This is a genomic window from Streptomyces sp. NPDC042638 (genome assembly GCF_040647235.1).
GTDB classification, from domain to species: Bacteria; Actinomycetota; Actinomycetes; order Streptomycetales; family Streptomycetaceae; genus Streptomyces; species Streptomyces rameus.
Map to the genome: position 1 here is coordinate 68732 of NZ_JBEZBT010000003.1, position 24591 is coordinate 93322.

The 24591-nt window shown below is 71.4% G+C and carries 20 protein-coding genes; 15 read left to right on the top strand and 5 right to left on the bottom strand.

What is annotated here, in order from left to right; genetic code table 11:
* Positions 1–63 precede the first annotated feature (63 nt).
* The 3 genes from AB0B40_RS03465 (at position 64) to AB0B40_RS03475 (ending at position 4952) form a co-directional block, all read left to right on the top strand.
* Positions 64–1140 (top strand): RICIN domain-containing protein, encoded by a 1077-nt coding sequence (locus AB0B40_RS03465; RefSeq protein WP_345047616.1) that lies wholly within the window; start codon positions 64–66, stop codon positions 1138–1140.
* 70 nt (positions 1141–1210) lie between these two features.
* A complete protein-coding gene (locus tag AB0B40_RS03470) occupies positions 1211–3484 on the top strand; it encodes an ATP-dependent RecD-like DNA helicase (protein ID WP_345047617.1) in 2274 nt (757 codons plus the stop codon).
* Between the two features lie 178 nt (positions 3485–3662).
* Positions 3663–4952: a citrate synthase gene (locus tag AB0B40_RS03475; RefSeq protein WP_345047619.1), complete on the top strand. Its 1290-nt coding sequence runs from the start codon at positions 3663–3665 to the stop codon at positions 4950–4952.
* A gap of 644 nt (positions 4953–5596) precedes the next feature.
* Here the strand turns inward: AB0B40_RS03475 and AB0B40_RS03480 are convergent.
* Both AB0B40_RS03480 and AB0B40_RS03485 read right to left on the bottom strand, forming a co-directional pair.
* Positions 5597–7849 (bottom strand): heavy metal translocating P-type ATPase, encoded by a 2253-nt coding sequence (locus AB0B40_RS03480; RefSeq protein WP_362262543.1) that lies wholly within the window; start codon positions 7847–7849, stop codon positions 5597–5599.
* A gap of 86 nt (positions 7850–7935) precedes the next feature.
* Positions 7936–8175, bottom strand: coding sequence for a heavy-metal-associated domain-containing protein (locus AB0B40_RS03485; RefSeq protein WP_345047621.1), 240 nt, complete (start codon positions 8173–8175; stop codon positions 7936–7938).
* A gap of 193 nt (positions 8176–8368) precedes the next feature.
* Here AB0B40_RS03485 and AB0B40_RS03490 point away from each other — a divergent pair, with 193 nt between their 5' ends.
* Positions 8369–9412, top strand: coding sequence for a zinc-dependent alcohol dehydrogenase family protein (locus AB0B40_RS03490; RefSeq protein WP_362262546.1), 1044 nt, complete (start codon positions 8369–8371; stop codon positions 9410–9412).
* Positions 9413–9447: 35 nt separating this feature from the next.
* On the opposite strand, the gene AB0B40_RS03495 is transcribed toward AB0B40_RS03490, so the two are convergent.
* Positions 9448–9648, bottom strand: a complete 201-nt coding sequence (locus tag AB0B40_RS03495; RefSeq protein WP_345047623.1) for a MerR family transcriptional regulator — start codon at positions 9646–9648, stop codon at positions 9448–9450.
* Positions 9649–9940: 292 nt separating this feature from the next.
* Between AB0B40_RS03495 and iolC the strand changes: the two genes are divergently transcribed.
* The 8 genes from iolC to AB0B40_RS03535 all read left to right on the top strand — a co-directional run bounded on the left by iolC (position 9941) and on the right by AB0B40_RS03535 (position 21660).
* A complete protein-coding gene (gene iolC, locus AB0B40_RS03500) occupies positions 9941–10891 on the top strand; it encodes a 5-dehydro-2-deoxygluconokinase (protein ID WP_362262549.1) in 951 nt (316 codons plus the stop codon).
* Positions 10892–10974: 83 nt separating this feature from the next.
* A complete protein-coding gene (locus tag AB0B40_RS03505) occupies positions 10975–11835 on the top strand; it encodes a deoxyribose-phosphate aldolase (protein WP_345047722.1) in 861 nt (286 codons plus the stop codon).
* Between the two features lie 7 nt (positions 11836–11842).
* Entirely contained in the window at positions 11843–12667 is an 825-nt protein-coding gene (gene iolB, locus AB0B40_RS03510; RefSeq protein ID WP_345047626.1) for a 5-deoxy-glucuronate isomerase, read from the top strand.
* Positions 12664–14541, top strand: coding sequence for a 3D-(3,5/4)-trihydroxycyclohexane-1,2-dione acylhydrolase (decyclizing) (gene iolD / locus AB0B40_RS03515; protein ID WP_362262552.1), 1878 nt, complete (start codon positions 12664–12666; stop codon positions 14539–14541). Before iolB ends, iolD begins: the two co-directional genes overlap by 4 nt.
* A gap of 16 nt (positions 14542–14557) precedes the next feature.
* A complete protein-coding gene (mmsA, locus tag AB0B40_RS03520) occupies positions 14558–16060 on the top strand; it encodes a CoA-acylating methylmalonate-semialdehyde dehydrogenase (protein WP_345047628.1) in 1503 nt (500 codons plus the stop codon).
* 453 nt (positions 16061–16513) lie between these two features.
* Positions 16514–17950 carry an APC family permease gene (locus tag AB0B40_RS03525; RefSeq protein ID WP_345047630.1) on the top strand — a complete coding sequence of 479 codons (1437 nt, stop codon included), beginning with the start codon at positions 16514–16516 and terminating at the stop codon, positions 17948–17950.
* 207 nt (positions 17951–18157) lie between these two features.
* Entirely contained in the window at positions 18158–20809 is a 2652-nt protein-coding gene (locus AB0B40_RS03530) for a CocE/NonD family hydrolase (protein ID WP_362262555.1), read from the top strand.
* Positions 20806–21660, top strand: coding sequence for an ABC transporter permease (locus tag AB0B40_RS03535; RefSeq protein WP_345047633.1), 855 nt, complete (start codon positions 20806–20808; stop codon positions 21658–21660). The genes AB0B40_RS03530 and AB0B40_RS03535 overlap by 4 nt, the downstream gene beginning before the upstream one ends.
* 130 nt (positions 21661–21790) lie before the next feature.
* Here the strand turns inward: AB0B40_RS03535 and AB0B40_RS03540 are convergent, their stop codons facing one another.
* Both AB0B40_RS03540 and AB0B40_RS03545 read right to left on the bottom strand, forming a co-directional pair.
* Complete coding sequence (locus tag AB0B40_RS03540; protein ID WP_345047635.1) at positions 21791–22198, bottom strand: rodlin; 408 nt, start codon at positions 22196–22198, stop codon at positions 21791–21793.
* 238 nt (positions 22199–22436) lie between these two features.
* A complete protein-coding gene (locus AB0B40_RS03545; protein WP_362262559.1) occupies positions 22437–22847 on the bottom strand; it encodes a rodlin in 411 nt (136 codons plus the stop codon).
* Between the two features lie 253 nt (positions 22848–23100).
* Here AB0B40_RS03545 and AB0B40_RS03550 point away from each other — a divergent pair, with 253 nt between their 5' ends.
* The 3 genes from AB0B40_RS03550 to AB0B40_RS03560 form a co-directional block, all read left to right on the top strand.
* Entirely contained in the window at positions 23101–23511 is a 411-nt protein-coding gene (locus tag AB0B40_RS03550; RefSeq protein ID WP_362262562.1) for a rodlin, read from the top strand.
* Between the two features lie 269 nt (positions 23512–23780).
* Positions 23781–24008 (top strand): chaplin, encoded by a 228-nt coding sequence (locus AB0B40_RS03555; RefSeq protein ID WP_345047639.1) that lies wholly within the window; start codon positions 23781–23783, stop codon positions 24006–24008.
* A gap of 122 nt (positions 24009–24130) precedes the next feature.
* Positions 24131–24591 (top strand): chaplin (locus tag AB0B40_RS03560; RefSeq protein WP_362262565.1); only part of this gene is annotated, 461 nt, incomplete at its 3' end.

Consider the following 24591-nt stretch of genomic DNA (forward strand, 5'->3'; position numbering starts at 1 on the left):
GGAGCAGGGCGCCTCGGAAGCCTTGGGGGGGTGGACCAACAACCCTTCGTGAAACGAGGATTCATGCCCCCCAGAACACGACACCGCCTCGCCTCACGGCTCGGCGCGCTCCTCGCGGTCGTCGGTCTGTCGCTCGGCGCGTCGGCCCTGCCCTCGCAGGCGGCGGCCAAGGCGGCGACGGACCCGACGGGCCTCAACGGCGTCACGATCACCAACGTCAACAACGGCCGCAGCCTCGACGCGCAGAACGGCAACACCGGTGACGGTGTCTTCATCGTCACCAACAGCTCCCCGGGGTACCACCAGAAGTGGCGCCTCGATCCCGACCGGTCGGACGGCTCGTTCAGCATCGTCAACTCCGACACCGGCAAATGCGTGGACGCGGGCACACCGCTGCGGCAGCGGTCCTGCGACGGCAGGGCGAGCGAGCAGTGGTACTTCCAGCCCGTGACGGGCAGCACGGCCACCTTCATGATCAGGCAGAAGCGGGACAACTCCTGCCTCGACGTCTGGTACGCGGCGAACTACGACGACGCCTGGACCGACAACTACTCCTGCAACGGCACGACCGCGCAGCGGTGGACCCTGTCGGGGACCGGGACCGCGGCGAGGGACGCGTTCGACCTCGCCGTCGACTACGCGGCCGCGCGGTGCACCAAGGACACCTCGACCTGCTCCTGGAGCACCAGGAGCCAGACGCCGGCCGCCCCGCTGCCGAAGCAGTGCGTCTCTCCCGTCTGGTACAACGGCTCGGAGAACCCCGCCGGTTACACGTTCAGCATCAACAAGCAGACGGGGTGGTCCAGCTCGCTGGGCTGGCAGCTGTCGGCGTCACTGGGAACGGGCGCCGCGTCCCCGATCGCCACGTCCGTGGCGAGCACCGTCTCGGGCAACGTGAGCATGAGCATCACCGAGGACCTCGGCAACTCGGTGTCCGCGACGATCCCGCCCGGCAAGTACGGATGGGTGGCCCTGTCGGAACTGGCGACGCGGGTGACCGGCACGTGGACGTTCGACAAGAACGGCTTCGCGTGGACGGCCGACGACACCCTCACCGTTCCGCTGAAGAACGACGCCACGGGCGGGGCCAGCATCTACAGCGTGCAGACCAGCGGCACCTTCACCAACTGCCAGTCCTGACGCGGGGCGGCCCGCACCGGCACCCACGGTGACGGTGCCCGTTGTCGGACCCCACCGGTACGGTCGGATCATGGCGCAACAGGCGGGGACTCCCACGGGTGAGCGGCGGCTCGCCGTGCTCGAAGGCGTGCTGGAGCGGATCACGTACGCCAACGAGGAGAACGGCTACACCGTCGCCCGGGTCGACACCGGAAGAGGCGCCGGCGATCTGCTCACGGTCGTCGGCGCGCTGCTCGGTGCCCAGGTGGGGGAGTCGCTGCGGATGGAGGGCCGCTGGGGCTCGCATCCGCAGTACGGCAAGCAGTTCCACGTCGAGAACTACACGACCGTCCTGCCCGCCACGGTCCAGGGCATCCGGCGTTATCTGGGGTCCGGCCTGGTCAAGGGAATCGGGCCGGTCTTCGCCGACCGGATCACCCGGCACTTCGGCCTGGACACCCTCCGGATCATCGAGGAGGAGCCCGAGCGGCTCGTCGAGGTGCCGGGTCTCGGACCGAAACGGACCAAGAAGATCGCCGACGCGTGGGAGGAGCAGAAGGCGATCAAGGAGGTCATGCTCTTCCTCCAGACCGTCGAGGTGTCCACCTCCATCGCCGTGCGGATCTACAAGAAGTACGGCGACGCGTCGATCTCCGTCGTGAAGGAGCAGCCGTACCGGCTCGCCGCCGACGTCTGGGGCATCGGTTTCCTCACCGCCGACAAGATCGCCCAGTCGGTCGGCATCCCGCACGACAGTCCCGCGCGCGTGAAGGCCGGTCTGCAGTACGCGCTGTCGCAGTCCGCCGACCAGGGGCACTGCTTCCTGCCGGAGGAGCGGCTGATCGCCGACGCCGTCAAACTCCTCCAGGTCGACACCGGGCTGGTCATCGAGTGTCTCGCCGAGCTGTCCGAGGTCCCGGAGGAGGGGGCCGACCCGGGGGTCGTACGGGAGCGGGTGCCCGGACCCGACGGTGACTCGGAGCCCGTCAGCGCCGTCTACCTCGTCCCGTTCCACCGCGCCGAGTCGTCCCTCTCCTCGCAGCTGCTGCGGCTGCTGCGGACGGACCAGGACCGGATGCCGGGGTTCCGGGACGTGGACTGGGACAAGGCCCTGGCCTGGCTGAGATCACGCACCGGGGCCGACCTCGCGCCCGAGCAGGAGGCGGCCGTCAGGCTGGCGCTGACCGAGAAGGTCGCCGTGCTGACCGGCGGCCCGGGCTGCGGCAAGTCCTTCACCGTGCGCTCGATCGTGGAGCTGGCCCGGGCCAGACGGGCCAAGGTGGTGCTGGCCGCCCCGACCGGCCGTGCGGCCAAGCGGCTGTCCGAGCTGACCGGCGCGGAGGCGTCCACCGTGCACCGGCTGCTGGAGCTGAGGCCCGGCGGGGACGCCGCCTATGACCGGGACCGGCCGCTCGACGCCGACCTGGTGGTCGTGGACGAGGCGTCGATGCTGGACCTGCTGCTCGCCAACAAGCTGGTGAAGGCCGTACCGCCGGGGGCCCATCTGCTGTTCGTGGGGGACGTCGACCAGCTGCCCAGTGTGGGCGCCGGCGAGGTGCTGCGGGACCTGCTCGCCGAGGGGGGGCCCGTCCCGGCCGTCCGGCTCACCCGGGTCTTCCGGCAGGCCCAGCAGTCCGGAGTGGTCACCAACGCGCACCGGATCAACGCGGGGCAGCATCCGCTCACCGACGGCCTGAAGGACTTCTTCCTCTTCGTCGAGGACGACACCGAGGCCGCCGGCCGGCTCACGGTCGACGTGGCCGCGCGGCGGATCCCGGCCAAGTTCGGGCTGGACCCGCGCCGGGACGTCCAGGTGCTCGCGCCGATGCACCGGGGGCCGGCCGGCGCGGGCGCGCTCAACGGGCTGCTCCAGCAGGCCATCACGCCCGGGCGGCCCGATGTGCCGGAGAAGCGGTTCGGCGGCCGGGTCTTCCGGGTCGGCGACAAGGTCACCCAGATCCGCAACAACTACGAGAAGGGGGAGAACGGCGTCTTCAACGGCACCGTGGGCGTCGTCACCTCGCTCGACCCGGTCGACCAGCGCCTGACGGTGCTGACGGACGAGGACGAGGAAGTCCCGTACGACTTCGACGAACTGGACGAACTGGCCCATGCGTACGCGGTGACCATCCACCGCTCACAGGGGAGCGAGTATCCGGCCGTGGTGATTCCGGTCACTACCGGGGCATGGATGATGCTCCAGCGGAACCTGCTGTACACGGCGGTCACCCGGGCCCGACGGCTGGTCGTCCTCGTCGGTTCACGCAAGGCGATCGGGCAGGCGGTGCGCACCGTGTCGGCCGGACGGCGCTGTACGGCCCTCGACTTCAGGCTCGGCAAAAATGATCGATCAAACGAGTCGTGAAGGTCACAGAGCATTTCCAGATGGCCCTTCGAGGGGGCAGGATGAGCAGGTTGACGGCACTGAGTGCCGCCAATAGGCCCAATGGTCGACCCCGAGTGCACTCTCCTGAGCCAAATGGGGGATGGTAGAGACAGTCAGGGCACCTCGAAGATGAGGCACTACGTCGGTGAGGGAAGACGTGAGCGACAACTCTGTAGTACTGCGGTACGGCGACGGCGAGTACACCTACCCGGTGGTCGACAGCACCGTCGGCGACAAGGGCTTCGACATCGGGAAGCTCCGCGCCCAGACCGGTCTGGTGACCCTGGACAGCGGGTACGGCAACACCGCCGCCTATAAATCCGCGATCACCTACCTCGACGGCGAGGCGGGCATCCTCCGCTACCGCGGCTACCCCATCGAGCAGCTGGCCGAGCGCTCCACCTTCCTTGAGGTGGCGTACCTGCTGATCAACGGCGAGCTGCCCACCGTCGACCAGCTGACGGCGTTCAAGGACGACATCACGCGGCACACGCTGCTGCACGAGGACGTCAAGAACTTCTACCGGGGCTTCCCCCGCGACGCCCACCCGATGGCCATGCTGTCCTCGGTGGTGTCGGCGCTGTCCACCTTCTACCAGGACAGCCACAACCCCTTCGACGAGAAGCAGCGCGACCTCTCCACGATCCGGCTGCTGGCGAAGCTCCCGACGATCGCGGCCTACGCGTACAAGAAGTCGATCGGCCACCCGTTCGTCTACCCGCGCAACGACCTCGGCTACGTCGAGAACTTCCTGCGCATGACCTTCTCGGTCCCGGCCCAGGAGTTCGAGCCGGACCCGGTCGTGGCGACGGCCCTGGACAAGCTGCTGATCCTGCACGCCGACCACGAGCAGAACTGTTCGACCTCCACGGTCCGCCTGGTCGGTTCCTCGCAGGCCAACATGTTCGCGTCGATCTCGGCCGGCATCTCCGCCCTGTGGGGCCCGCTGCACGGCGGCGCCAACCAGTCGGTGCTGGAGATGCTCGAGGGTATCCGCGACTCCGGCTCCGACGTCGACACCTTCATCCGGAAGGTGAAGAACAAGGAGGACGGCGTCCGCCTGATGGGCTTCGGGCACCGGGTCTACAAGAACTTCGACCCGCGCGCCAAGATCATCAAGGCCGCCGCGCACGACGTGCTCTCCGCGCTGGGCAAGTCGGACGAGCTGCTCGACATCGCCCTGAAGCTGGAGGAGCACGCGCTCTCCGACGACTACTTCGTCGAGCGCAAGCTCTACCCGAACGTGGACTTCTACACCGGCCTGATCTACCGGGCGATGGGCTTCCCGACCGAGATGTTCACGGTCCTGTTCGCCCTCGGCCGGCTGCCGGGCTGGATCGCCCAGTGGACCGAGATGATCAAGGAGCCGGGTTCCCGCATCGGCCGTCCGCGCCAGATCTACACGGGCGTCGTCGAGCGCGACTTCGTGCCGGTCGAGGAGCGCTGAGCACACCGCGTACCAGGGTCTGCCCGCCGGGGCGGGCCCTGAGCCGGTGACGCGGGGGCGGAAAAGCGGGAGATGCGTAAAAAGCGGAAGGCGCCCTGACGCGCCGGTCCCCCCACGGGCCGACGACCAGGGCGCCTTCCCATGTCCCGGTGCGGATTCCCCCCACGGGATCCGGCCGGGCGCTCGGAGAGGACAGCGCCTGAATCGCTGTCTGAGTACGACGAGCGAACTCGCCGTACTCCGGTGATGCGATGCGATCTGCCGGGACAGCGCACGCTGGGAGGGCCGCTCAAAGCTTCCCGGTGTACGTGCCCCGGCAACGCTCCCCCAAGCTCTCAACTTCGTTCGAGCGCGGAGGTACCCCCATCCGAGGAAGTCCCCCAAGACATCCTCAGAGGCCAGTCAGCGCCCCCCAAGACGCTGGTCTGACATCGCCAACTTAGACCTTCGAACCCCTTCGATGGTTACGTTCGCATCACTGTGATCTGCGTCTCTTGCATATGTCCCTTAGGTGCGCAAGAGCCCCGATACGGCGATCGGGACCCAAGCGTAAGGATGATGCGCGAGCCTTGTGAAGAGCTTATGTGAGCCGCGCGTCGGACTCCAGGGGGGCCGGGGGATCGATCCGGGCGATTGCCACCGATCTACCGGAACGCCCGCAGCCGGAGGCTGTTGGTCACCACGAAGACCGAGGAGAAGGCCATCGCCGCTCCGGCGATCATCGGGTTGAGCAGTCCGGCGGCGGCCAGCGGCAGCGCGGCCACGTTGTAGCCGAAGGCCCACGCCAGATTGCCCTTGATGGTGGCCAGCGTCCGCCGCGACAGCCGGATCGCGTCCGCGGCCACCCGCAGGTCCCCGCGCACCAGCGTCAGATCGCCCGCCTCGATCGCCGCGTCCGTGCCCGTGCCCATGGCCAGGCCCAGATCGGCGGTGGCGAGCGCGGCGGCGTCGTTCACGCCGTCGCCCACCATGGCCACGGCCCGGCCCTCGCGCTGCAGCCGTCGTACGACCTCGGCCTTGTCCTCGGGCAGCACCTCGGCGAACACGTTCTGCGCGTCGATGCCGACGCTCTTCGCGACCGCCTCGGCGACCGTGCGGTTGTCCCCGGTGAGCAGCACCGGTGTCAGGCCCAGCCCGCGCAGTTCGCGGACCGCCTCGGCGCTGGTCTCCTTGACCGTGTCGGCCACGGCCAGCACCCCGCGGGCCCGCCCGTCCCAGCCGGCCACGACGGCGGTACGGCCCTGCCGCTCGGCCTCCCGGACCGCGCGGGCCAGCTCCTGCGGCAGCTCGCCGTACAGGCGCCCCACGGCCACCTCGCGGCCGTTAACACGTCCGCGTACGCCGCGCCCGGGCACGTTCTCGAAGTGCTCGACCGCTGGCAGTTCTCCGGCGCGCTCCTCGGCGCCGGCGGCGACCGCACGGGCCACGGGGTGCTCGGAGGCGTGCTCCAGGGCGCCGGCGAGCCGCAGCAGCTCCTTCTCGTCCACGCCGTCGGCGGTGTACACCGCCTGCAGGGTCATCCGGCCGGTGGTGACGGTGCCGGTCTTGTCCAGTACGACCGTGTCCACGCGGCGCGTGGACTCCAGCACCTCGGGGCCCTTGATCAGGATGCCGAGCTGGGCGCCGCGCCCGGTGCCGACCATCAGCGCGGTCGGCGTGGCGAGGCCCAGCGCGCAGGGGCAGGCGATGATCAGCACGGCGACGGCGGCCGTGAACGCCGCGACCGGGTCGCCGGTGACGCCCAGCCAGCCGCCGAAGGTGCCGAGCGCTATGAGGATGACCACGGGGACGAAGACGGCGGAGATCCGGTCGGCGAGCCGCTGCACCTCGGCCTTGCCGTTCTGCGCGTCCTCCACCAGCCTCGCCATCCGGGCGAGCTGGGTGTCCGCGCCGACCCGGGTGGCCTCCACGACCAGCCGGCCGCCCGCGTTGACCGTGGCGCCGGTGACCCGGTCGCCCGGTCCGACGTCGACCGGCACCGACTCGCCGGTCAGCATGGACGCGTCCACCGCGGAGACGCCCTCCGTCACCGTGCCGTCGGTGGCGACCTTCTCGCCGGGCCGCACGACGAACCGGTCGCCGACGGCCAGGGACGACACCGGCACCCGTACCTCGCGGCCCTCCCGCAGCACCGCCACGTCCTTGGCGCCCAGCTCCATCAGGGCTTTCAGGGCGGCCCCGGCGCGCCGCTTGGAGCGGGCCTCCAGATAGCGGCCGAGCAGGATCAGCGCGACGACCCCGGCGGCGACCTCCAGGTAGATGGTGGAGGCGCCGTCCATGCGCGAGACGGTGAGGCGGAACTCGTCGTGCATGCCGGCCATGCCCGCGTCGCCGAAGAACAGCGCCCACAGCGACCAGCCGAACGCGGCCAGCGTGCCGACCGAGACGAGGGTGTCCATGGTGGCGGCGCCGTGCCGGAGGTTGGTCCAGGCGGCCCGGTGGAAGGGGGCGCCGCCCCAGACGACGACCGGTGCGGCGAGGGTGAGCGAGAGCCACTGCCAGTTGTCGAACTGGAGGGCGGGGACCATCGCGAGCAGGACCACGGGGGCGGCGAGCAGCGCGGAGACGAGCAGGCGGTGCCGGGCGGCGTCGAGGCCGGGGTCCCGTGCGGGGGTTCCTGGCTCGGCCTCGGGCTCGGGCTCCGGTGGCGCGGGTTGCTCGGCGGTGTAGCCCGTCCTCTCCACGGTGGCGATCAGGTCGGCGAGCTGGACGCCGTCGGCGAAGGTGACCCTGGCCCTCTCGGTGGCGAAGTTGACGGTGGCGCTCACGCCGTCCATCCGGTTGAGCTTCTTCTCCACCCGGGCGGCGCAGGAGGCGCAGGTCATCCCGCCGATGAGCAGTTCGACCTGGTCGCTGCCGGCGGTGGCGGGCGCCGTCGTGGCGCTGGTGCTGGTCATGTCCGGACTCCAGACATCGGACCGGGCCGTACGGATCCAGTATCAGCTGGTCGGTGCGGCCCGGTCGGGGAAGGGGAGAGTCTTTCTCAGGCCTGGCCGGCCAGCTCGAAGCCGGCCTCGTCGACGGCGGCGCGGACGGCCTCGTCGTCCAGCGGGGCCTCGGAGACGACGGTCACCTCGCCGGTCGACGCCACCGCCTTCACCGAGCTGACGCCCGGGATCCGGGCGATCTCACCGGAGACGGAACCCTCGCAGTGGCCGCAGCTCATGCCGGTGACCTGGTAGACGGTGGTGACGGAGCCCGGGGTGCCGGTCTGGGTGCTCATGTCGATACTCCTCGTCGAGGCGTGTGGGGCCAAGGGGTCCACGGAGGAACCCCACGCTTCTCACACTATACCCCTAGGGGGTATTTTCCAAGGCTCTCCCGCGTACCCCGAAGGCGCTCTTGGCGTCACCGCCCCGCGGTGGACCGGCCCCCGGAGGGTCTAGCCTGCGCGCAGGTTTCCGGAAGGAGCGCGCATGCGAGCCGTGGTCTTCGAGCGATACGGCGAACCCGCCGGGGTACGCGAGGTGCCCGACCCCCGTCCGGCCCCCCACGGGGCGGTCGTCCGTGTCGAGGCGACCGGCCTGTGCCGCAGCGACTGGCACGGCTGGATGGGGCACGATCCGGACATCACGCTGCCGCACGTGCCGGGGCACGAACTCGCCGGTGTGGTCGAGGCGGTGGGCGGGCTGGTGGCTCGGTGGCGGCCCGGTGACCGGGTCACCGTGCCGTTCGTCTGCGCCTGCGGCACCTGCCCCTCCTGCGCGGCGGGCGACCAGCAGGTGTGCGAACGGCAGACCCAGCCCGGCTTCCACCACTGGGGCTCCTTCGCCGAATACGTCGCGCTCGACCACGCCGACGTCAATCTCGTCGGACTCCCGGACGACATGGCGTACGCCACCGCCGCCGCCCTCGGCTGCCGCTTCGCCACCGCCTTCCGGGCCGTGGTGCGACAGGGCCGGGTGTCGGCCGGGGAGTGGGTCGCGGTGCACGGCTGCGGCGGGGTCGGCCTGTCGGCGGTGATGATCGCGGCGGCCTCGGGCGCCCGTGTGGTCGCGGTCGACACGTCACCCGGGGCCCTGGAGCTGGCGCGGACGTACGGCGCCGCCGAGTGCCTGGACGCGACCGCCGTGCCCGACCCGGCCGCCCGGGTCCGCGAGCTGACCGGCGGCGGCGCCCATCTCTCGCTCGACGCCCTGGGCTCGCCCGCCACCTGCGCCGCCTCCGTGAACGGCCTGCGCCGCCGCGGCCGGCACGTCCAGGTCGGCCTGCTGCCCTCGGCCGACGGCACCACCCCGGTCCCGCTGGCCCGTGCGATCGCCCTGGAGCTCGAACTCCTCGGCAGCCACGGCATGGCCGCCCACGCCTATCCCGGCATGCTCCACCTGGTCCGCACCGGGGTGCTGCGCCCCGGCCTCCTGGTGACCCGGACGATCACGCTCGACGCGGCCCCGGCGGCACTCGCGGCGATGGACACGGCACCGGGGGCGGGGGTCACGGTCATCGAGCCCTGGGGCTGACGGCCCGGCGGCATCCCGGTCCCCGCCACCGGACGTCAGCCGTCTCTGCGGGCCCGGTTGCCGGGCCGGGAGGCGACCCAGGCGCGGACGGTGTCGGCGTACCAGTAGGGCTTGCCGCCCTCGACGTGGTCGGGCGGGGGCAGCAGCCCGTGCTTGCGATAGGACCGTACGGTGTCCGGCTGCACCCGGATGTGCGCCGCGATCTCCTTGTAGGACCAGAGCCTTCGGTCGGTCATGGGTTGCACCTCCCCGCGCGCGCCGCGGCTGCGGCCTGACGGGGCCGCCGGGGGGACCGGGCGCTGCGCTGGCGATCACCCACCCTGTGCCCGGTGAGCGACGCAGCGTGACAAGCGACGACCCTTTGTCGACGGGATGTGGCCGAGAGCCCGCGCCGCCGTGACATGTGTGACGGGAAGGGGGTGTTTGTGACACTCCGGCCATCACCTGGTCCGAATGTCCGGACAAAACATTGACAGGCCTCGGTGGACGGGCTAGAAAGCCGGGGAGAGCCACGACGAAGGGAAGCCGATGGCCTACGACCTGATCACCATGGGGCGGATCGGAGTGGACCTCTACCCCCTGCAGACCGGTGTCCCGCTCGCCCGGGTGTCGTCCTTCGGCAAGTTCCTCGGCGGGTCGGCGACGAACGTCGCGGTCGCCGCGGCCCGGCTCGGCCGGCACACCGCCGTCATCACGCGCACCGGCGACGACCCGTTCGGCGCCTATCTGCACGAGGCGCTGCGCGGCTTCGGCGTCGACGACCGCTGGGTCACCCCGGTACCCGGACTGCCGACCCCGGTCACCTTCTGCGAGGTCTTCCCGCCGGACGACTTCCCGCTCTACTTCTACCGGCAGCCCAAGGCCCCCGACCTGGAGATCCACGCCCGCGAACTCGACCTCGACGCCATCCGCCGGGCCCGGGTCTTCTGGGTCACCGGCACCGGCCTGAGCGAGGAGCCGAGCCGTACGGCGACCCTCGCCGCCGTCGCCCACCGGGCCAAGGCGGGGCCCACGGTCTTCGACCTGGACTGGCGCCCCATGTTCTGGAGCGACCCCGACGAGGCCCGCCCCTTCTACGCCGAGGCCCTGCGCCACGCCACCGTCGCCGTCGGCAACCTGGACGAGGTCGAGGTCGCCACCGGGGTGCGGGAACCGCACGCCGCCGCCCGCGCCCTGCTGGACGCCGGGGCCGAGCTGGCCGTCGTCAAACAGGGACCCAAGGGAGTCCTCGCCGTCGACCGCGACGGCGGCTGCGCCGAGGTCCCGCCGCTGCCCGTCCGTGTCCTCAACGGACTCGGCGCCGGAGACGCCTTCGGCGGCTCCCTCTGCCACGGCCTGCTGGCCGGCTGGGACCTGGAGACGGTCATGCGGTACGCCAACGCGGCCGGCGCCATCGTCGCCTCCCGCCTGGAGTGCTCCTCCGCGATGCCGGCCCCCGACGAGGTGGCCGCCGCGCTCGACGCCGGAGCGGTCCTGTGAGGGCCGGCCGGGTCGCGGGCGCGCACACCGAGGGCGGGGACGCCGGCCGGCACCCCCGTGCCGACGTCGCCGAACTCGTCCGCATCCGCACCCACCACCCCGAGGCGATCGCCGAGGCCGCCGCCCGCCGGGCCCGCAGGCCCCTGCTGAACGACAGCGGCCGGCTGATGATCGTCGCCGCCGACCACCCGGCCCGCGGCGCCCTGGGCGTCGGCGACCGGGGGCTCGCCATGGCCAACCGCGGCGACCTGCTCGACCGCCTCTGCCTCGCGCTGTCCCGGCCCGGCGTCGACGGCGTCCTCGCCACCGCCGACATCCTGGACGACCTGCTCCTCCTCGGCGCCCTGGAGCACAAGGTCGTCATGGGCTCGATGAACCGCGGCGGCCTGCGGGGCGCGAGCTTCGAACTCGACGACCGGTTCACCGGACACCGCCCCGAGGACATCGAGCGGCTCGGCTTCGACGCGGGCAAGCTGCTGCTGCGCGTCGACTACACCGACCCGGGCTCCCTCACCACCCTGGAGTCCACCGCCCGTGTCATCGACGCCATGGCCGCGCGCCGACTGCCGGTGTTCGTCGAGCCGTTCATCAGCCGCCGCGGTCCCGAGGGCAGGCTGACCAACGACCTGTCCGCCGAGGCGGTCACCACCTCCATCGCCATCGCCTCCGGCCTCGGCGGCTCCTCGGCCTACACCTGGCTCAAGGTGCCGGTCACCGACGACCCCGACGACATGGCCCGGGTGATGGAGACCTCCACGCTGCCCGCCGTGCTGCTCGGCGGGGACGTCGGCGACTCGCCCGGCAACCAGGACGCCGCCTACGAGAAGTGGCGTGGCGCGCTCCAACTGCCCACCGTGCGCGGCCTGGTGGTCGGCCGCTCGCTGCTGTACCCGGCGGACGGCGACGTGGCCGCCGCCGTGGACACCGCCGTAGGACTGCTGTGAGGGCCGCATGACCAGCACCGACCTGCACCTGCCCAGGGGCGCCACCGCGAACGCCCAGTACGCCGTCGACATCGACCCCAAGTTGGCCGGCTGGACACACAGCAGCCTGCGTGTCGTCGAGTTGGCGCCCGGCGGCAGCCATACGTTCACCACCGGTGACAGCGAGTGGATCGTGCTTCCGCTGGAAGGCGGATGTACCGTACAAATTGACGACAACGCGTTCCAACTCCTGGGCCGGGACAATGTGTTCGCGGACGTCACCGACTTCGTGTACGCCCCCCGGGACAACCGGGTCCAGATCGCCTCCGGCGCGGGAGGCCGCTTCGCCCTGGCAGGAGCGAAGTGCGAGCGACGACTCCCCGCCCGCTACGGCCCCGCGCCGGAGGTTCCCGTCGAGGAGCGCGGCAGCGGCACCTGCGCCCGCCGGGTGCGCAACTTCGCCTCCGCGGACTCCTTCGACTGCGACACGCTGATCGCCGTCGAGGTCGTCACCCCCGGCGGCAACTGGTCGTCGTACCCGCCGCACAAGCACGACGAGCACCGGCCGGGCGAGGAGTCCCAGCTGGAGGAGATCTACTACTTCGAGATCGACGGCCCGAACGGTCTCGGTTACCAGCGCGTGTTCCCCTCGCGTGAGGGCGGCAGCGACCTCCTCGCCGAGGTCCGCTCCGGCGACGCCGTCCTCGTTCCCGACGGCTGGCACGGCCCGTCCATCGCCCAGCCCGGGCACGACATGTACTACCTGAACGTCATGGCGGGCCCGGGCGAGGCCCGGGAGTGGCGGATCTGCTTCCACCCCGACCACGTAGAGAGCACAGGGGGCTACCGATGACGATCCGGCTGACCGTCGCCCAGGCACTCGTCCGCTTCCTCGCCGCCCAGTACACCGAGCGCGACGGGCGGCGGCGGCGGCTGATCGGCGCCACCTGGGGCATCTTCGGCCACGGCAACGTCGCGGGGCTCGGCCAGGCGCTGGTCGAGTACGCCGACGTCATGCCGTACCACCAGGGCCGCAACGAACAGGCCATGGTGCACGCGGCGGTCGGCTACGCCCGGCAGTCGAACCGCCTGTCCACGCACGCGGTGACGACCTCGATCGGGCCCGGCGCGACCAACCTCGTCACCGGCGCCGCCCTGGCCACCGTCAACCACCTGCCGGTGCTGCTCCTGCCCGGCGACGTCTTCGCCACCCGCCCCGCCGACCCGGTCCTGCAGCAGCTGGAGGTGCCGTACGCGGGTGACGTCTCGGTCAACGACACCCTGCGCCCGGTGTCGAGGTACTTCGACCGCGTCACCCGGCCGGAAGCCCTGATCCCGTCGGCTCTCCAGGCCGTGCGGGTCCTCACCGACCCCGTCGAGACCGGCGCGGTGACGCTCGCCCTGCCGCAGGACGTCCAGGCGGAGGCGTACGACTGGCCGGAGGAGTTCTTCTCGACGCGCGTGTGGACCGTACGGCGGCCGGGCGCGGACCCCGCCGAGCTGGCGGAGGCGGTCCGGGCGATCCGGGCGGCGCGCCGGCCGCTGGTGGTCGCCGGCGGCGGGGTCCACCACAGCCGGGCGGAGGACGCCCTGGCGGAGTTCGCGTCGGCGACCCGCGTCCCGGTCGCCTCCACCCAGGCCGGCAAGGGCTCGCTGCGCCACGACCACCCGCAGGACGTCGGCGGTATCGGCCACACCGGCACCGCGACCGCCGACGAGCTGGCCCGCACCGCGGACCTGGTGATCGGCGTCGGCACCCGCTACACCGACTTCACCACCGCCTCCGGCACCCTCTTCGAGAACCCGGACGTCCGCTTCCTGAACCTCAACATCGCGTCCTTCGACGGTCACAAGCTGGGCGGACTCCCGCTGATCGCGGACGCCCGCAGCGGCCTGGGCGAGCTGACCGAGGCGCTGGTGGCGCACGGGCACCGGGCCGCCGACTCCTACGTCACCGAGTACACCGAGGACAAGGAACGCTGGGAACAGCGGGTCGACGCCTGCTTCGAGGCGGACGAACCCGACGTACGGCCGACCCAGCCGCAGGTCATCGGCGCCCTGGACGCGCTGGTGGACGAGTCGGACATCATCGTCAACGCGGCCGGCTCGCTCCCGGGCGACCTGCACAAGCTGTGGCGGGCGCGCTCGTACGACCAGTACCACCTGGAGTACGGCTACTCCTGCATGGGCTACGAGATCCCGGCCGCGATCGGCGTGAAGCTCGCCGCGCCCGAGCGCAACGTGTGGGCGCTGGTCGGCGACGGCACCTACCTCATGATGCCGACGGAGATCGTGACCGCCGTGCAGGAGGGCATCGCCGTCAAGATGCTGCTCGTGCAGAACCACGGGTACGCGTCCATCGGCGGTCTGTCGGAGTCGGTGGGCGGTGAGCGGTTCGGCACGGCCTACCGGTTCCCGGCCGACGAGGGGTCCCTCACGGGCGCCCCGCTGCCCGTGGACCTGGCCGCCAACGCGGCCAGCCTCGGGATGCGGGTGCTGCGCGCGAAGACCGTACGGGAGCTGCGGGCGGCGCTCGCCGAGGCGCGGGCCGCCGTCACTCCCACATGTGTCTACGTGGAGACCGAAACCTCCGACACTGTGTCGGGCGCGCCTCCGGCGCAGGCCTGGTGGGATGTTCCTGTGGCCGAGACCGCGACCCGACCGTCGGCGGTCAAGGCACGTGAGCTGTACGAACGGCACGTCTCGACCCGACGCCGCCATCTGTGAGAAGGAGTCTCTGGGCATGACGAAGATCGTCAACCACTGGATCGGCGGCAAGACCGCCGAAGGCGCGTCGGGTACGTACGGGCCGGTCACCGACCCGGCGACCGGCGCGGTGACCACGAAGGTCGCGTTCGCGTCGGTCGAGGAGGTGGACGCGGCCGTCGCGGCGGCCAAGGACGCCTTCGCCACCTGGGGCCAGTCCTCGCTCGCCCAGCGCGCGACCATCCTGTTCCGGTTCCGGGCGCTGCTCGACGCGCACCGCGACGAGATCGCCGAGCTGATCACCGCCGAGCACGGCAAGGTGCACTCGGACGCCCTCGGCGAGGTCGCGCGCGGCCTGGAGATCGTCGACCTGGCCTGCGGGATCAACGTGCAGCTGAAGGGCGAGCTGTCCACCCAGGTCGCGAACCGGGTCGACGTCTCCTCCATCCGCCAGCCGCTCGGTGTGGTCGCGGGTATCACGCCGTTCAACTTCCCGGCGATGGTCCCGATGTGGATGTTCCCGATCGCCATCGCGACCGGTAACACCTTCGTGCTGAAGCCGAGCGAGAAGGACCCGTCGGCGTCCGTCCGCATCGCCGAGCTGCTGTCCGAGGCGGGTCTGCCGGACGGCGTGTTCAACGTCGTGCACGGCGACAAGGTGGCCGTGGACCGGCTGCTGGAGCACCCGGACGTCAAGGCCGTCTCCTTCGTCGGCTCGACCCCGATCGCCCGCTACATCCACACGACCGCCTCCGCCAACGGCAAGCGCGTGCAGGCCCTCGGCGGCGCCAAGAACCACATGCTGGTCCTGCCGGACGCCGACCTGGACGCGGCGGCCGACGCGGCGGTCTCGGCGGCCTACGGCTCCGCGGGCGAGCGGTGCATGGCCATCTCCGCGGTCGTCGCGGTCGGCTCCATCGGCGACGAGCTGGTCGACAAGATCCGCGAGCGTGCCGAGAAGATCAAGATCGGTCCCGGCAACGACCCGACGTCCGAGATGGGCCCGCTGATCACGAAGGTCCACCGGGACAAGGTGGCCTCCTACGTGGAGGGCGCGGCGGCCGAGGGCGCCGAGGTCGTGCTCGACGGCACCGGCTACACCGTGGAGGGCTTCGAGGACGGCCACTGGATCGGCATCTCGCTGCTGGACCGGGTGCCGGTCAGCGCCAAGGCCTACCAGGACGAGATCTTCGGCCCGGTGCTGTGCGTGCTGCGCGTGGAGACCTACGAGGAGGGCCTGGCCCTCATCAACGCGTCGCCGTTCGGCAACGGCACCGCGGTCTTCACCCGGGACGGCGGCGCCGCCCGCCGCTTCCAGCTGGAGGTCGAGGCCGGCATGGTCGGCGTGAACGTGCCGATCCCGGTGCCGGTGGGCTACCACTCCTTCGGTGGCTGGAAGGACTCGCTCTTCGGCGACCACCACATCTACGGCAACGACGGCACGCACTTCTACACCCGCGGCAAGGTCGTCACCACGCGCTGGCCGGACCCGGCCGACGCCCCGGCGGGCGTGGACCTGGGCTTCCCGCGCAACCACTGAGCCGCACGGCACAGTGCCCCGCCCTCCGCACCGGGGGGCGGGGCACCGGTGTGTTCCGGGTCGCACCCCTCGGGGGCGGCTTGACATGAACGCGGCCTTCTACTGGTCCGGATACCGGACAGGTTGACATTTTTTTGACACGTTGCCTGCGGTTCCCGTTCAGGTGGGATGAAACGGGTGACGAAGGAGTAGCTGTCGAATGTCCTTCGAAAGCAAGGTCACATCCGAAGCAGGCTTGATGGATACGCCTGTAAGGCGTCACGGCCTGGGAAAGCGATGCGGTGGGCACCTTTTCCCAAGTGCGGATTCCGAAGGTAAACGGCCATTGACGTGGCGGTTTTCGTCGGGGTTCTCTATCACCGCCGGGAGCGGACGAGACGAACGTACGACGATCCGCCGGAGGCGATAGCGCTCCCGACCCCCCCAGTCGCACCAGTCGATCGGAACCGCCGTATGACCGACACGCTCCAGAAGTCCGTGGCCGACACCCCGACAGCCCCCGCACCGGGGCTGAAGCGGTCCATCGGTGTCATCGGCGGCACCCTGCTGACGCTGTCCTGCGTCACGCCCGCCTCCACGCTCTTCGTGGTCGTCCCGGACCTGTTCGGTTCCCTCGGCACCGCCACCGCCCTGACGATCGCCATCGGCTCCCTCCTCTGTATCGCCGTGGCGTTCTGCTACTCGGAGCTGGGCACCCTCATCCCCAGCGCGGGCGGCGAGTACGCCATGGTGTCGACGATGGCCGGGCGGCTCGCGGGCTGGCTGGTCTTCGTGCTCTCCCTGCTGGTCGTGATGATCGTCCCGCCGGTGATCGCGATGGGCACGGCGGACTACCTCGCCCCGATCGTCCACCTCGACCCGTCCCTGACCGGCGCCGGCGTGATGCTCCTCGCCACCCTCGCCGGCCTGCTCGACCTGCGCGCCAACGCCTGGATCACCGGCATCTTCCTGGTCCTGGAGGTCATCGCCGCCGGTGTCGTCGCCCTGCTGGGCTTCACGCACAGCCACCGCGGTGTGGGCAGCCTCGTCTCCATGCAGGTGGCCGGCGGCAACGGCCACACGGACACCGTGACGGCCATGCTGGTCGTCTCCGGGCTCGCCATCGCCCTCTTCGTCACCCAGGGCTTCTCGACCGCCGTCTACCTCTCCGAGGAACTGGAGAACCCGCGCCGCAACGTCGCCCGCACGGTCCTCGCCACCCTCGCCATCTCCACCGTGGTCATCCTGGTGCCGGTCGCCGCGATCACCCTGGGCGCCGGTGACCTCCAGACGCTGACCGGCGGCGACATCAGCGCCATGGTCACCGCCTGGTCCAACTCCGCCGTCGGGACCTTCGTCAGCCTGTGCGTGGCCCTCGCCATCATCAACGCGGGCATCGTCATGGTCATCCAGAACTCCCGCGTCCTGTTCGCCTCCGCCCGCGACAAGGCCTGGCCCGGCCCGGTCAACACGGTGTTCTCCCGGCTCGGCCGCTTCGGCTCCCCCTGGGTGGCCACCCTCGCGGTCGGCGTCCCCGGCGCGCTGCTCTGCTTCGTCAACCTGGACACCCTGTACGGCGTCACCGGCGTCTCGGTCACCGGCATGTACCTGCTGGTCGCGGTCGCCGCCCTGCTCGGCCGCCGCGGCTCGCACAAGCACACGCAGGCCTGGCGGATGCCGCTGTGGCCCGCGGTGCCGGTCCTGCTCATCGCCGTCCTGGCGTACATCCTGACCCAGCAGGAGACGAGCTACCTGCTGTGGACCGGCGGCATCACCGCCGTCGCCACCCTCTACTGGGCTCTGTACCTGCGCCCGCGCCGCGACACGCGCTGGCTGGTGTCGATCCCGGAGGACGCGCAGGTCCCGGAGACGCCGGTGACCGTCCCGGCCCAGGGCGGCCCGCTCCTCTGACCCCCCTCGCAGGGGCGCCGGCAGTCGCGCGGAGCACCGCGCGACGGGCGACGACGAGACCCCCGCGGCCGGACGGACGCGTTGCGACCCGGCCCGGGGCGTACCGCGCCCGCTGTACGCCGGCCCCGGCCCGTACGCCCCAGGGAGGGCCCGGAGTTCCGACCGGTGGCAGCGGCGGTTGTCAGTGCGGGCCCGTACCGTTGACGCATGGATCTTCGACCTCGTGGGCTGCGGGCACTCCTCCGCGCGCCGCGTCGGCTCCTGGCCGCCGCGGCCGCCCTCGTGGTGCTGGCCGGCGCCGGGACGTGGACGGCGGCCGTCGCCGCCGGCGACACGCCCGCCGTGCACCGCAGTGACCGGGTCATGGCTGTCGACGGGGTGCGCCTGGACACCTCGTACTTCACCCCGGCCGGTGCCGGGCGCCACCCCGCCGTCCTGCTCGCGCACGGCTTCGGCGGCAGCAAGGACGACACGCGGCAGCAGGCCGAGGACCTCGCCCAGGACGGATACGCGGTCCTGACCTGGTCCGCGCGCGGCTTCGGCAGGTCCACCGGACGGATCGGGCTCAACGCCCCCGAGGGCGAGGTCGCCGACGTCTCCCGGCTCATCGACTGGCTGGCGAAGCAGCCCCAGGTGCGGCTGGACAGGCCCGGCGACCCGCGCGTGGGCATGGCCGGCGGCTCCTACGGCGGCGCGGTCTCCCTGCTCGCCGCCGGACACGACCGCCGGGTGGACGCCATCGCCCCGGCGATCACCTACTGGAACCTCGCGGACGCCCTGTTCCCGAACGGCGTCTTCAAGAAGCTGTGGGCCGGCGTCTTCGTCAACTCCGGCGGCGGCTGCGCGAAGTTCGAGCCCACGCTGTGCCGGATGTACGAGCGGGTCGCCGAGTCCGGCACCCCGGACCCGGCCGCCCGCAAGCTGCTCCAGGAGCGTTCGCCGTCCGCCGTCGGCGACGCCGTCAAGGTGCCCACCCTGCTGGTGCAGGGCCAGACCGACTCCCTGTTCACCCTCGACCAGGCCGACGCGGCCCAGCGGGCGATCCGCGCCAACGGCGCCCCCGTCGACGTCGACTGGATCGCCGGCGGACACGACGGCGGTGACCTGGAGACCGGCCGCGTCGAGGCACGCGTGCACGCCTGGTTCGACCGGTACCTGAAGGGCGACGGGGGCGCCGACACCGGACCGGCCTTCCGCATCACCCGCACCGGCGGCGTCGACTCCACCGACGGCACGGCCCGGCTGCGCGGCGCGAGCGCCGACGCCTACCCGGGCCTGCACGGCCACCGGCGCGCCATCGCCCTCGACGGCGGCGAGCAGCACGTCGCCAACCCGGCCGGCGCCAGCCCGCCCGGCGTCTCCGCGCTGCCCGGCATCGGCGGCTCCGGCGGCCTCGCCCAGCTGTCCGCGCTCGGCGTCGGCGTCGCCCTGGACTTCCCCGGCCAGTACGCGAAGTTCGACTCCGCGCCGCTCACCCGCGACCTGCGGATCACCGGCGCCCCGACCGCCACCGTGCACGTCACCTCCACCCGCGACGACGCCGTCCTGTTCGGCAAGGTCTACGACGTCGGCCCCGGCGGCACACGGCAGGTACTGCCCGCCCAGCTCGTCGCCCCCTTCAGGGTGACCGGCGCCGAGGCCGGCAAGGACGTCACCCTCACCCTCCCGGCGATCGACCACGAGGTGCAGAAGGGCCACCGGCTCCGCCTGGTCCTCGCCTCCACCGACCTCGGCTACGCCTCACCGGCCGCCCCGGCCGGCTACACCGTCTCCCTGAAGGGAGACCTGAGCGTGCCGACCGCCCCCGCGGTCACCACCGCCGCCGCGCCCCTGCCCGCCTGGGTCTGGTGGCTGCCCGCGGCCGGCGCGGTCGCCGCGCTCTCCCTGCTGCTCACCGCCGGCCGCCGCACGGCCGCGCCCGCACCCGACCCGGAGCTGGCCGACGTCCCCCTGGTGATCAAGGACCTGAGCAAGCGGTACGCGAAGTCCGCCGACCGGTACGCGGTGCGTGAGCTGTCCTTCCGCGTCGAGAAGGGCCAGGTGCTCGGCCTGCTCGGGCCGAACGGCGCGGGCAAGACCACCACCCTGCGCATGCTCATGGGCCTGATCCGGCCGGACGACGGCGAGATCCGCGTCTTCGGACACACCATCCGGCCCGGCGCGTCGGTGCTCTCCCGGGTCGGCGCCTTCGTGGAGGGCGCGGGCTTCCTGCCCCACCTGTCCGGCCGGGAGAACCTGGAGCTGTACTGGCGGGCAACAGGCCGCCCGCCCGAGGACGCCCGGCTGGACGAGGCCCTGGAGATCGCCGGGCTCGGCGACGCGCTCGCCCGCGCGGTGCGCACCTACTCGCAGGGCATGCGCCAGCGCCTCGCCATCGCCCAGGCCATGCTGGGCCTGCCCGACCTGCTCATCCTGGACGAGCCCACCAACGGCCTGGACCCGCCCCAGATCCGTGAGATGCGCGAGGTGATGATCCGCTACGCCGCCGGCGGGCGCACGGTCATCGTCTCCAGCCATCTCCTCGCCGAGGTGGAGCAGTCCTGCACCCACCTGGTGGTGATGGACCGCGGCAGACTCGTCCAGGCCGGCCCGGTCGCGGAGATCGTCGGCTCCGGCGACACCCTGCTGGTCGGCACCGCCACACCCGTGGCGGAGCCGGTGATGGAGAAGGTGGCCGCGCTGGACGGCGTCGCCTCCGCCGTGCGCACCGACGACGGGCTGCTGATCCGGCTCGAACCGGGCGGCACGGCCGAGCGGCTGGTCGTGGAGCTGGTCCGGCTGGAGGTGCCGGTCGCCTCGGTCGGCCCGCACCGCCGCCTGGAAGACGCCTTCCTCACCCTGATCGGAGGTTCCGCATGAGCACGCTCACCGAGGTCGCCTCCGGCTACCAGGCGGGGCGCACCCTGCCGCTGCGGGTCGAGCTGGTCCGCCAGCTCAAGCGGCGCCGCACCCTGGTCATGGGCGCCGTCCTGGCGCTGCTGCCGTTCGTGCTGCTGATCGCCTTCGCGGTCGGCGGCGACCCCGGCGGCCGCAACGACCAGGTCACGCTGATGGACACGGCCACCGCCTCCGGCGCCAACTTCGCCGCCGTGAACCTCTTCGTCTCGGCGGGCTTCCTGCTGGTGATCCCCGTCGCCCTGTTCTGCGGGGACACGGTCGCCTCGGAGGCGAGCTGGTCCTCGCTGCGCTACCTGCTCGCCGCGCCCGTGCCCCGGGCCCGGCTGCTGTGGTCCAAGCTCGTCGTCGCGCTCGGGCTGAGTCTCGCCGCGATGGTGCTGCTGCCGCTCGTGGCGCTCGCCGTCGGCACGGCGGCGTACGGCTGGGGTCCGCTGGAGATCCCGACCGGCGGCGCGCTGGACACCGGTACGGCGGCACAGCGCCTGCTGGTGGCCGTGGCGTACGTCTTCGTGTCCCAACTGGTCACCGCCGGCCTGGCGTTCTGGCTGTCGACCAGGACGGACGCCCCGCTCGGCGCGGTCGGCGGCGCGGTCGGCCTGACCATCGCGGGCAACGTCCTGGACGCCGTGACCGCCCTCGGCCACTGGCGGGACTTCCTGCCCGCGCACTGGCAGTTCGCCTGGGCCGACGCCGTCCAGCCGCACCCCGAGTGGGCCGGCATGATCCAGGGCGCCGCGATCTCCGTGACGTACGCCCTGGTGCTGTTCGCCCTGGCCTTCCGGGGTTTCGCCCGCAAGGACGTCGTCTCCTAGCCCTTCGCCGCGCCCCGGCACGCGGTGACGGCCGTGTACGCGGAGCGGATCGAGGCGCTGTACCGGAAGGGAACGGGAAACGGCGGCGGGCCACCGGAGAACCGGTGACCCGCCGCCGGGCAGTGACCGCTCAGCTGTGGCTGGCCCCGTTGCCGGACAGCGCGGAGATGTCGTCCAGGATGTGCGACAGCGGCTCGTCGCCCTTGGCCTGGGTGGAGTTCTCGGTGCACTGCTGGTTCTGCGGCGAGGACAGGATCGGGATGTCCTGGACGCCGACGTTGACCAGGCCGACGATGTTCTGGATGTCGAGCTTGACGGGAAGGCCGACGCAGGGCTTGTTCAGCGAGCCCTGGACGAGCGAGAGCTGCGGGCTCTGGTCGCCGAGCGTGGCCGAGTTGCCGAAGGACGACGAGGCGCCGTTGCCGCTGAGCGACGTCGTGCCGCGGTCGTTGCCGATGGCGAGGGCCTGGGGAGCCGCCGCGCCGGCGAGACCGGCGACAGAGGCGGCGACAGCCGCGGTTGCCCACAGCTTCTTCATGTTCATTCCCTTTCGAAAGGCGGACTCCGGGGAGGAGCTGCGTGATCGTCAACGGCCGGGGCCCGGCCAGGGTTGCGGGGTTTGCCCCGTTTGGAGTAGTGCGGTCTGATCAGTGCATGAACGACCGTGTCCAGCACGGGACGGCGGGGGCGGAGCGGCGGAGCGGGCCGGGAACGACGGACGGGCCGCCGATCGACTCGGCGGCCCGTCGGGACCCCGCGCGGGGCCCGGGGTGGACTCAGCTGCCGCTCGCGCCGTTTCCGGCGAGGACGGAGATGTCGTCCAGGATGTGCGAGAGCGCCTCGTCGCCCTTGGCCTGGGTGGAGTTCTCGACACACTGCTGGTTCTGCGGCGAGGACAGGATCGGGATGTCCTGCACGCCGACGTTGACCAGGCCGACGATGTTCTGAATGTCCGCCTTGGCCGGCAGGCCGATGCAGGGCTTGTTGAACGAGCCCTGGATCAGCGCCATCTGCGGGCTCATGTTGCCGTACGTGGCCGAGTTCCCGAACGACTGCGCAGCACCGTTGCCGCTGAACGACGTGGTGCCGTGATCGTTGCCGATGGCCAGGGCCGGCGACGCGGCGGCGGCCGAGGCGCCGACCACGGAAGCGAGGACCGCGGCGGAGGTCAGAACCTTCTTGATCACGTGTAATTCCCTTCTGAGAAACCCCGTCCACCGGAGCGTCCTGGTTCAACTGCCCAGCACGTCGATGAGTTGCTGCTGTTCACTCCGATGGCGCAATGAATCCCGGATCGGCCCTGCGCAGCGGCGCGGGGGGCCGGCAATCCGCGGTGCCGGACGGACCGAACGGGTGAAGTGCCGCAACCAATCGGCGCCGGTTCGGTTGATGGCAGGGCAGACACGTGCGTCTTGGCGAGAGCCAGGAAAGGAATGCGAAATGCTGAAGAAGGCAATGGCCGCGGCGGCGGTCGCCGCGTCCGTACTCGGTGTGTCGGCGGCGGCAGCCCCTCAGGCGCTTGCCATCGGCAACGACCGCGGTACCACGTCGCTCAGCGGCAACGACGCCACCGAGGCGTTCGGCAACTCGGTGACCAAGGGCGACATGAGCCCGCAGGCCACCCTGGTGCAGAGCTCGCTCAACAAGCTCTGCGTCGGCCTGCCGGTCAAGGCGGACGTCCAGAACGTCCTCGCTCTGGTCAACGTGGGTGTCCAGGACATCCCGGTCCTGTCCTCGCCGCAGAACCAGCAGTGCGCCGAGAACTCGACGCAGGCGAAGGACGACGAGGCGCTGTCGCACATCCTGGACGACATCTCCGTCCTCGCCGGCAACGGCGCCGCGAACAGCTGACCAAAAGCGCTCCAGCACCGCTCGGGCGGCGTGCCGAATTCTTCGTGCCGCTGCCCGGGCGGTTTTTTGCAGAAGCGTTTCACCGTGCATCCGCCATTGTGTCAATTCTGTGCGGGCGTCCGAGTGAATTAGAGGGCGGCGCGCGTTCCGCAGTTTCCCTGGCTGTCTATCTCTCGTTCTACAGCCTGCCGGTCATGGTGCGAGCCGTTCCGGCTGTGCTCGCTCGGCTTCGGCCGTCACTGGGCATGACCGCAGAGAAGGGAAAGTTCATGAAGAAGAGCGCTGCTGTCGTCGCCGGCGCCATCCTGGCCCTGGGCGGGGTGACCCCCGCTTTCGCCGACGCCGAGGCCGAGGGCGCGGCCATCGGTTCCCCCGGTGTCCTGTCGGGCAACGTCGTCCAGGTTCCGATCCACGTGCCGATCAACGTGTGCGGCAACACGGTGGACGTCATCGCACTGCTGAACCCGGCGTTCGGCAACGTCTGCGTCAACGACTGACCTTCATTCACACAACGCACCAGCTCACCTGCTGCGTACTGGCCGGCCCCGGACCGTCGATCTGTCGATTCTTCGTTCCGGGGCCGGCCTTTCCCACTTCTTCGAGCAGGAAGACCACGAGATTGCGACAGACTCTCAGCAAGGGCATGGTCGTGGCCGCTGCCGCGACCGGCGTGCTGTCCCTGTACGGCGGCTCCGCGCTCGCCGACACCCATGCGCACGGCGCCACCCAGGGCTCGCCCGGGGTACTGTCCGGGAACAATGTCCAGGCCCCGGTGAACGTGCCGGTCAACGTCTGCGGCAACTCCGTCGACGTGGCCGCCGCGTTGAACCCGGCGTTCGGCAACTCCTGCGCCGCGGCCGCCGCCGCCCGTGCTTCGCAGGGGTACGGGGGCAGACCGCGCGATGACGGGTACGGCGGCTCCGACGACCACTCCGGCACCAGCGGCTCCGAGAACTCCGGCGGCAGCCACTCGGCACCTCCGTACGGCGGTGAGGAGACGACTCCGCCGGGCTCGTACGGCGGTGACGAGACCACGCCGTCTCCCTACGGCGGTGACGAGAAGACCCCGCCGGCTTCGTA

Coding starts and splice junctions, on each gene's coding strand:
- AB0B40_RS03465 (WP_345047616.1), top strand. CDS start 64: ATGCCCCCCAGAACACGACACCGCCTCGCCTCACGGCTCGGCGCGCTC.
- AB0B40_RS03470 (WP_345047617.1), top strand. CDS start 1,211: ATGGCGCAACAGGCGGGGACTCCCACGGGTGAGCGGCGGCTCGCCGTG.
- AB0B40_RS03480 (WP_362262543.1), bottom strand. CDS start 7,849: ATGACCAGCACCAGCGCCACGACGGCGCCCGCCACCGCCGGCAGCGAC.
- AB0B40_RS03485 (WP_345047621.1), bottom strand. CDS start 8,175: ATGAGCACCCAGACCGGCACCCCGGGCTCCGTCACCACCGTCTACCAG.
- AB0B40_RS03490 (WP_362262546.1), top strand. CDS start 8,369: ATGCGAGCCGTGGTCTTCGAGCGATACGGCGAACCCGCCGGGGTACGC.
- AB0B40_RS03495 (WP_345047623.1), bottom strand. CDS start 9,648: ATGACCGACCGAAGGCTCTGGTCCTACAAGGAGATCGCGGCGCACATC.
- iolC (WP_362262549.1), top strand. CDS start 9,941: ATGGCCTACGACCTGATCACCATGGGGCGGATCGGAGTGGACCTCTAC.
- iolB (WP_345047626.1), top strand. CDS start 11,843: ATGACCAGCACCGACCTGCACCTGCCCAGGGGCGCCACCGCGAACGCC.
- iolD (WP_362262552.1), top strand. CDS start 12,664: ATGACGATCCGGCTGACCGTCGCCCAGGCACTCGTCCGCTTCCTCGCC.
- mmsA (WP_345047628.1), top strand. CDS start 14,558: ATGACGAAGATCGTCAACCACTGGATCGGCGGCAAGACCGCCGAAGGC.
- AB0B40_RS03525 (WP_345047630.1), top strand. CDS start 16,514: ATGACCGACACGCTCCAGAAGTCCGTGGCCGACACCCCGACAGCCCCC.
- AB0B40_RS03530 (WP_362262555.1), top strand. CDS start 18,158: ATGGATCTTCGACCTCGTGGGCTGCGGGCACTCCTCCGCGCGCCGCGT.
- AB0B40_RS03535 (WP_345047633.1), top strand. CDS start 20,806: ATGAGCACGCTCACCGAGGTCGCCTCCGGCTACCAGGCGGGGCGCACC.
- AB0B40_RS03540 (WP_345047635.1), bottom strand. CDS start 22,198: ATGAAGAAGCTGTGGGCAACCGCGGCTGTCGCCGCCTCTGTCGCCGGT.
- AB0B40_RS03550 (WP_362262562.1), top strand. CDS start 23,101: ATGCTGAAGAAGGCAATGGCCGCGGCGGCGGTCGCCGCGTCCGTACTC.
- AB0B40_RS03555 (WP_345047639.1), top strand. CDS start 23,781: ATGAAGAAGAGCGCTGCTGTCGTCGCCGGCGCCATCCTGGCCCTGGGC.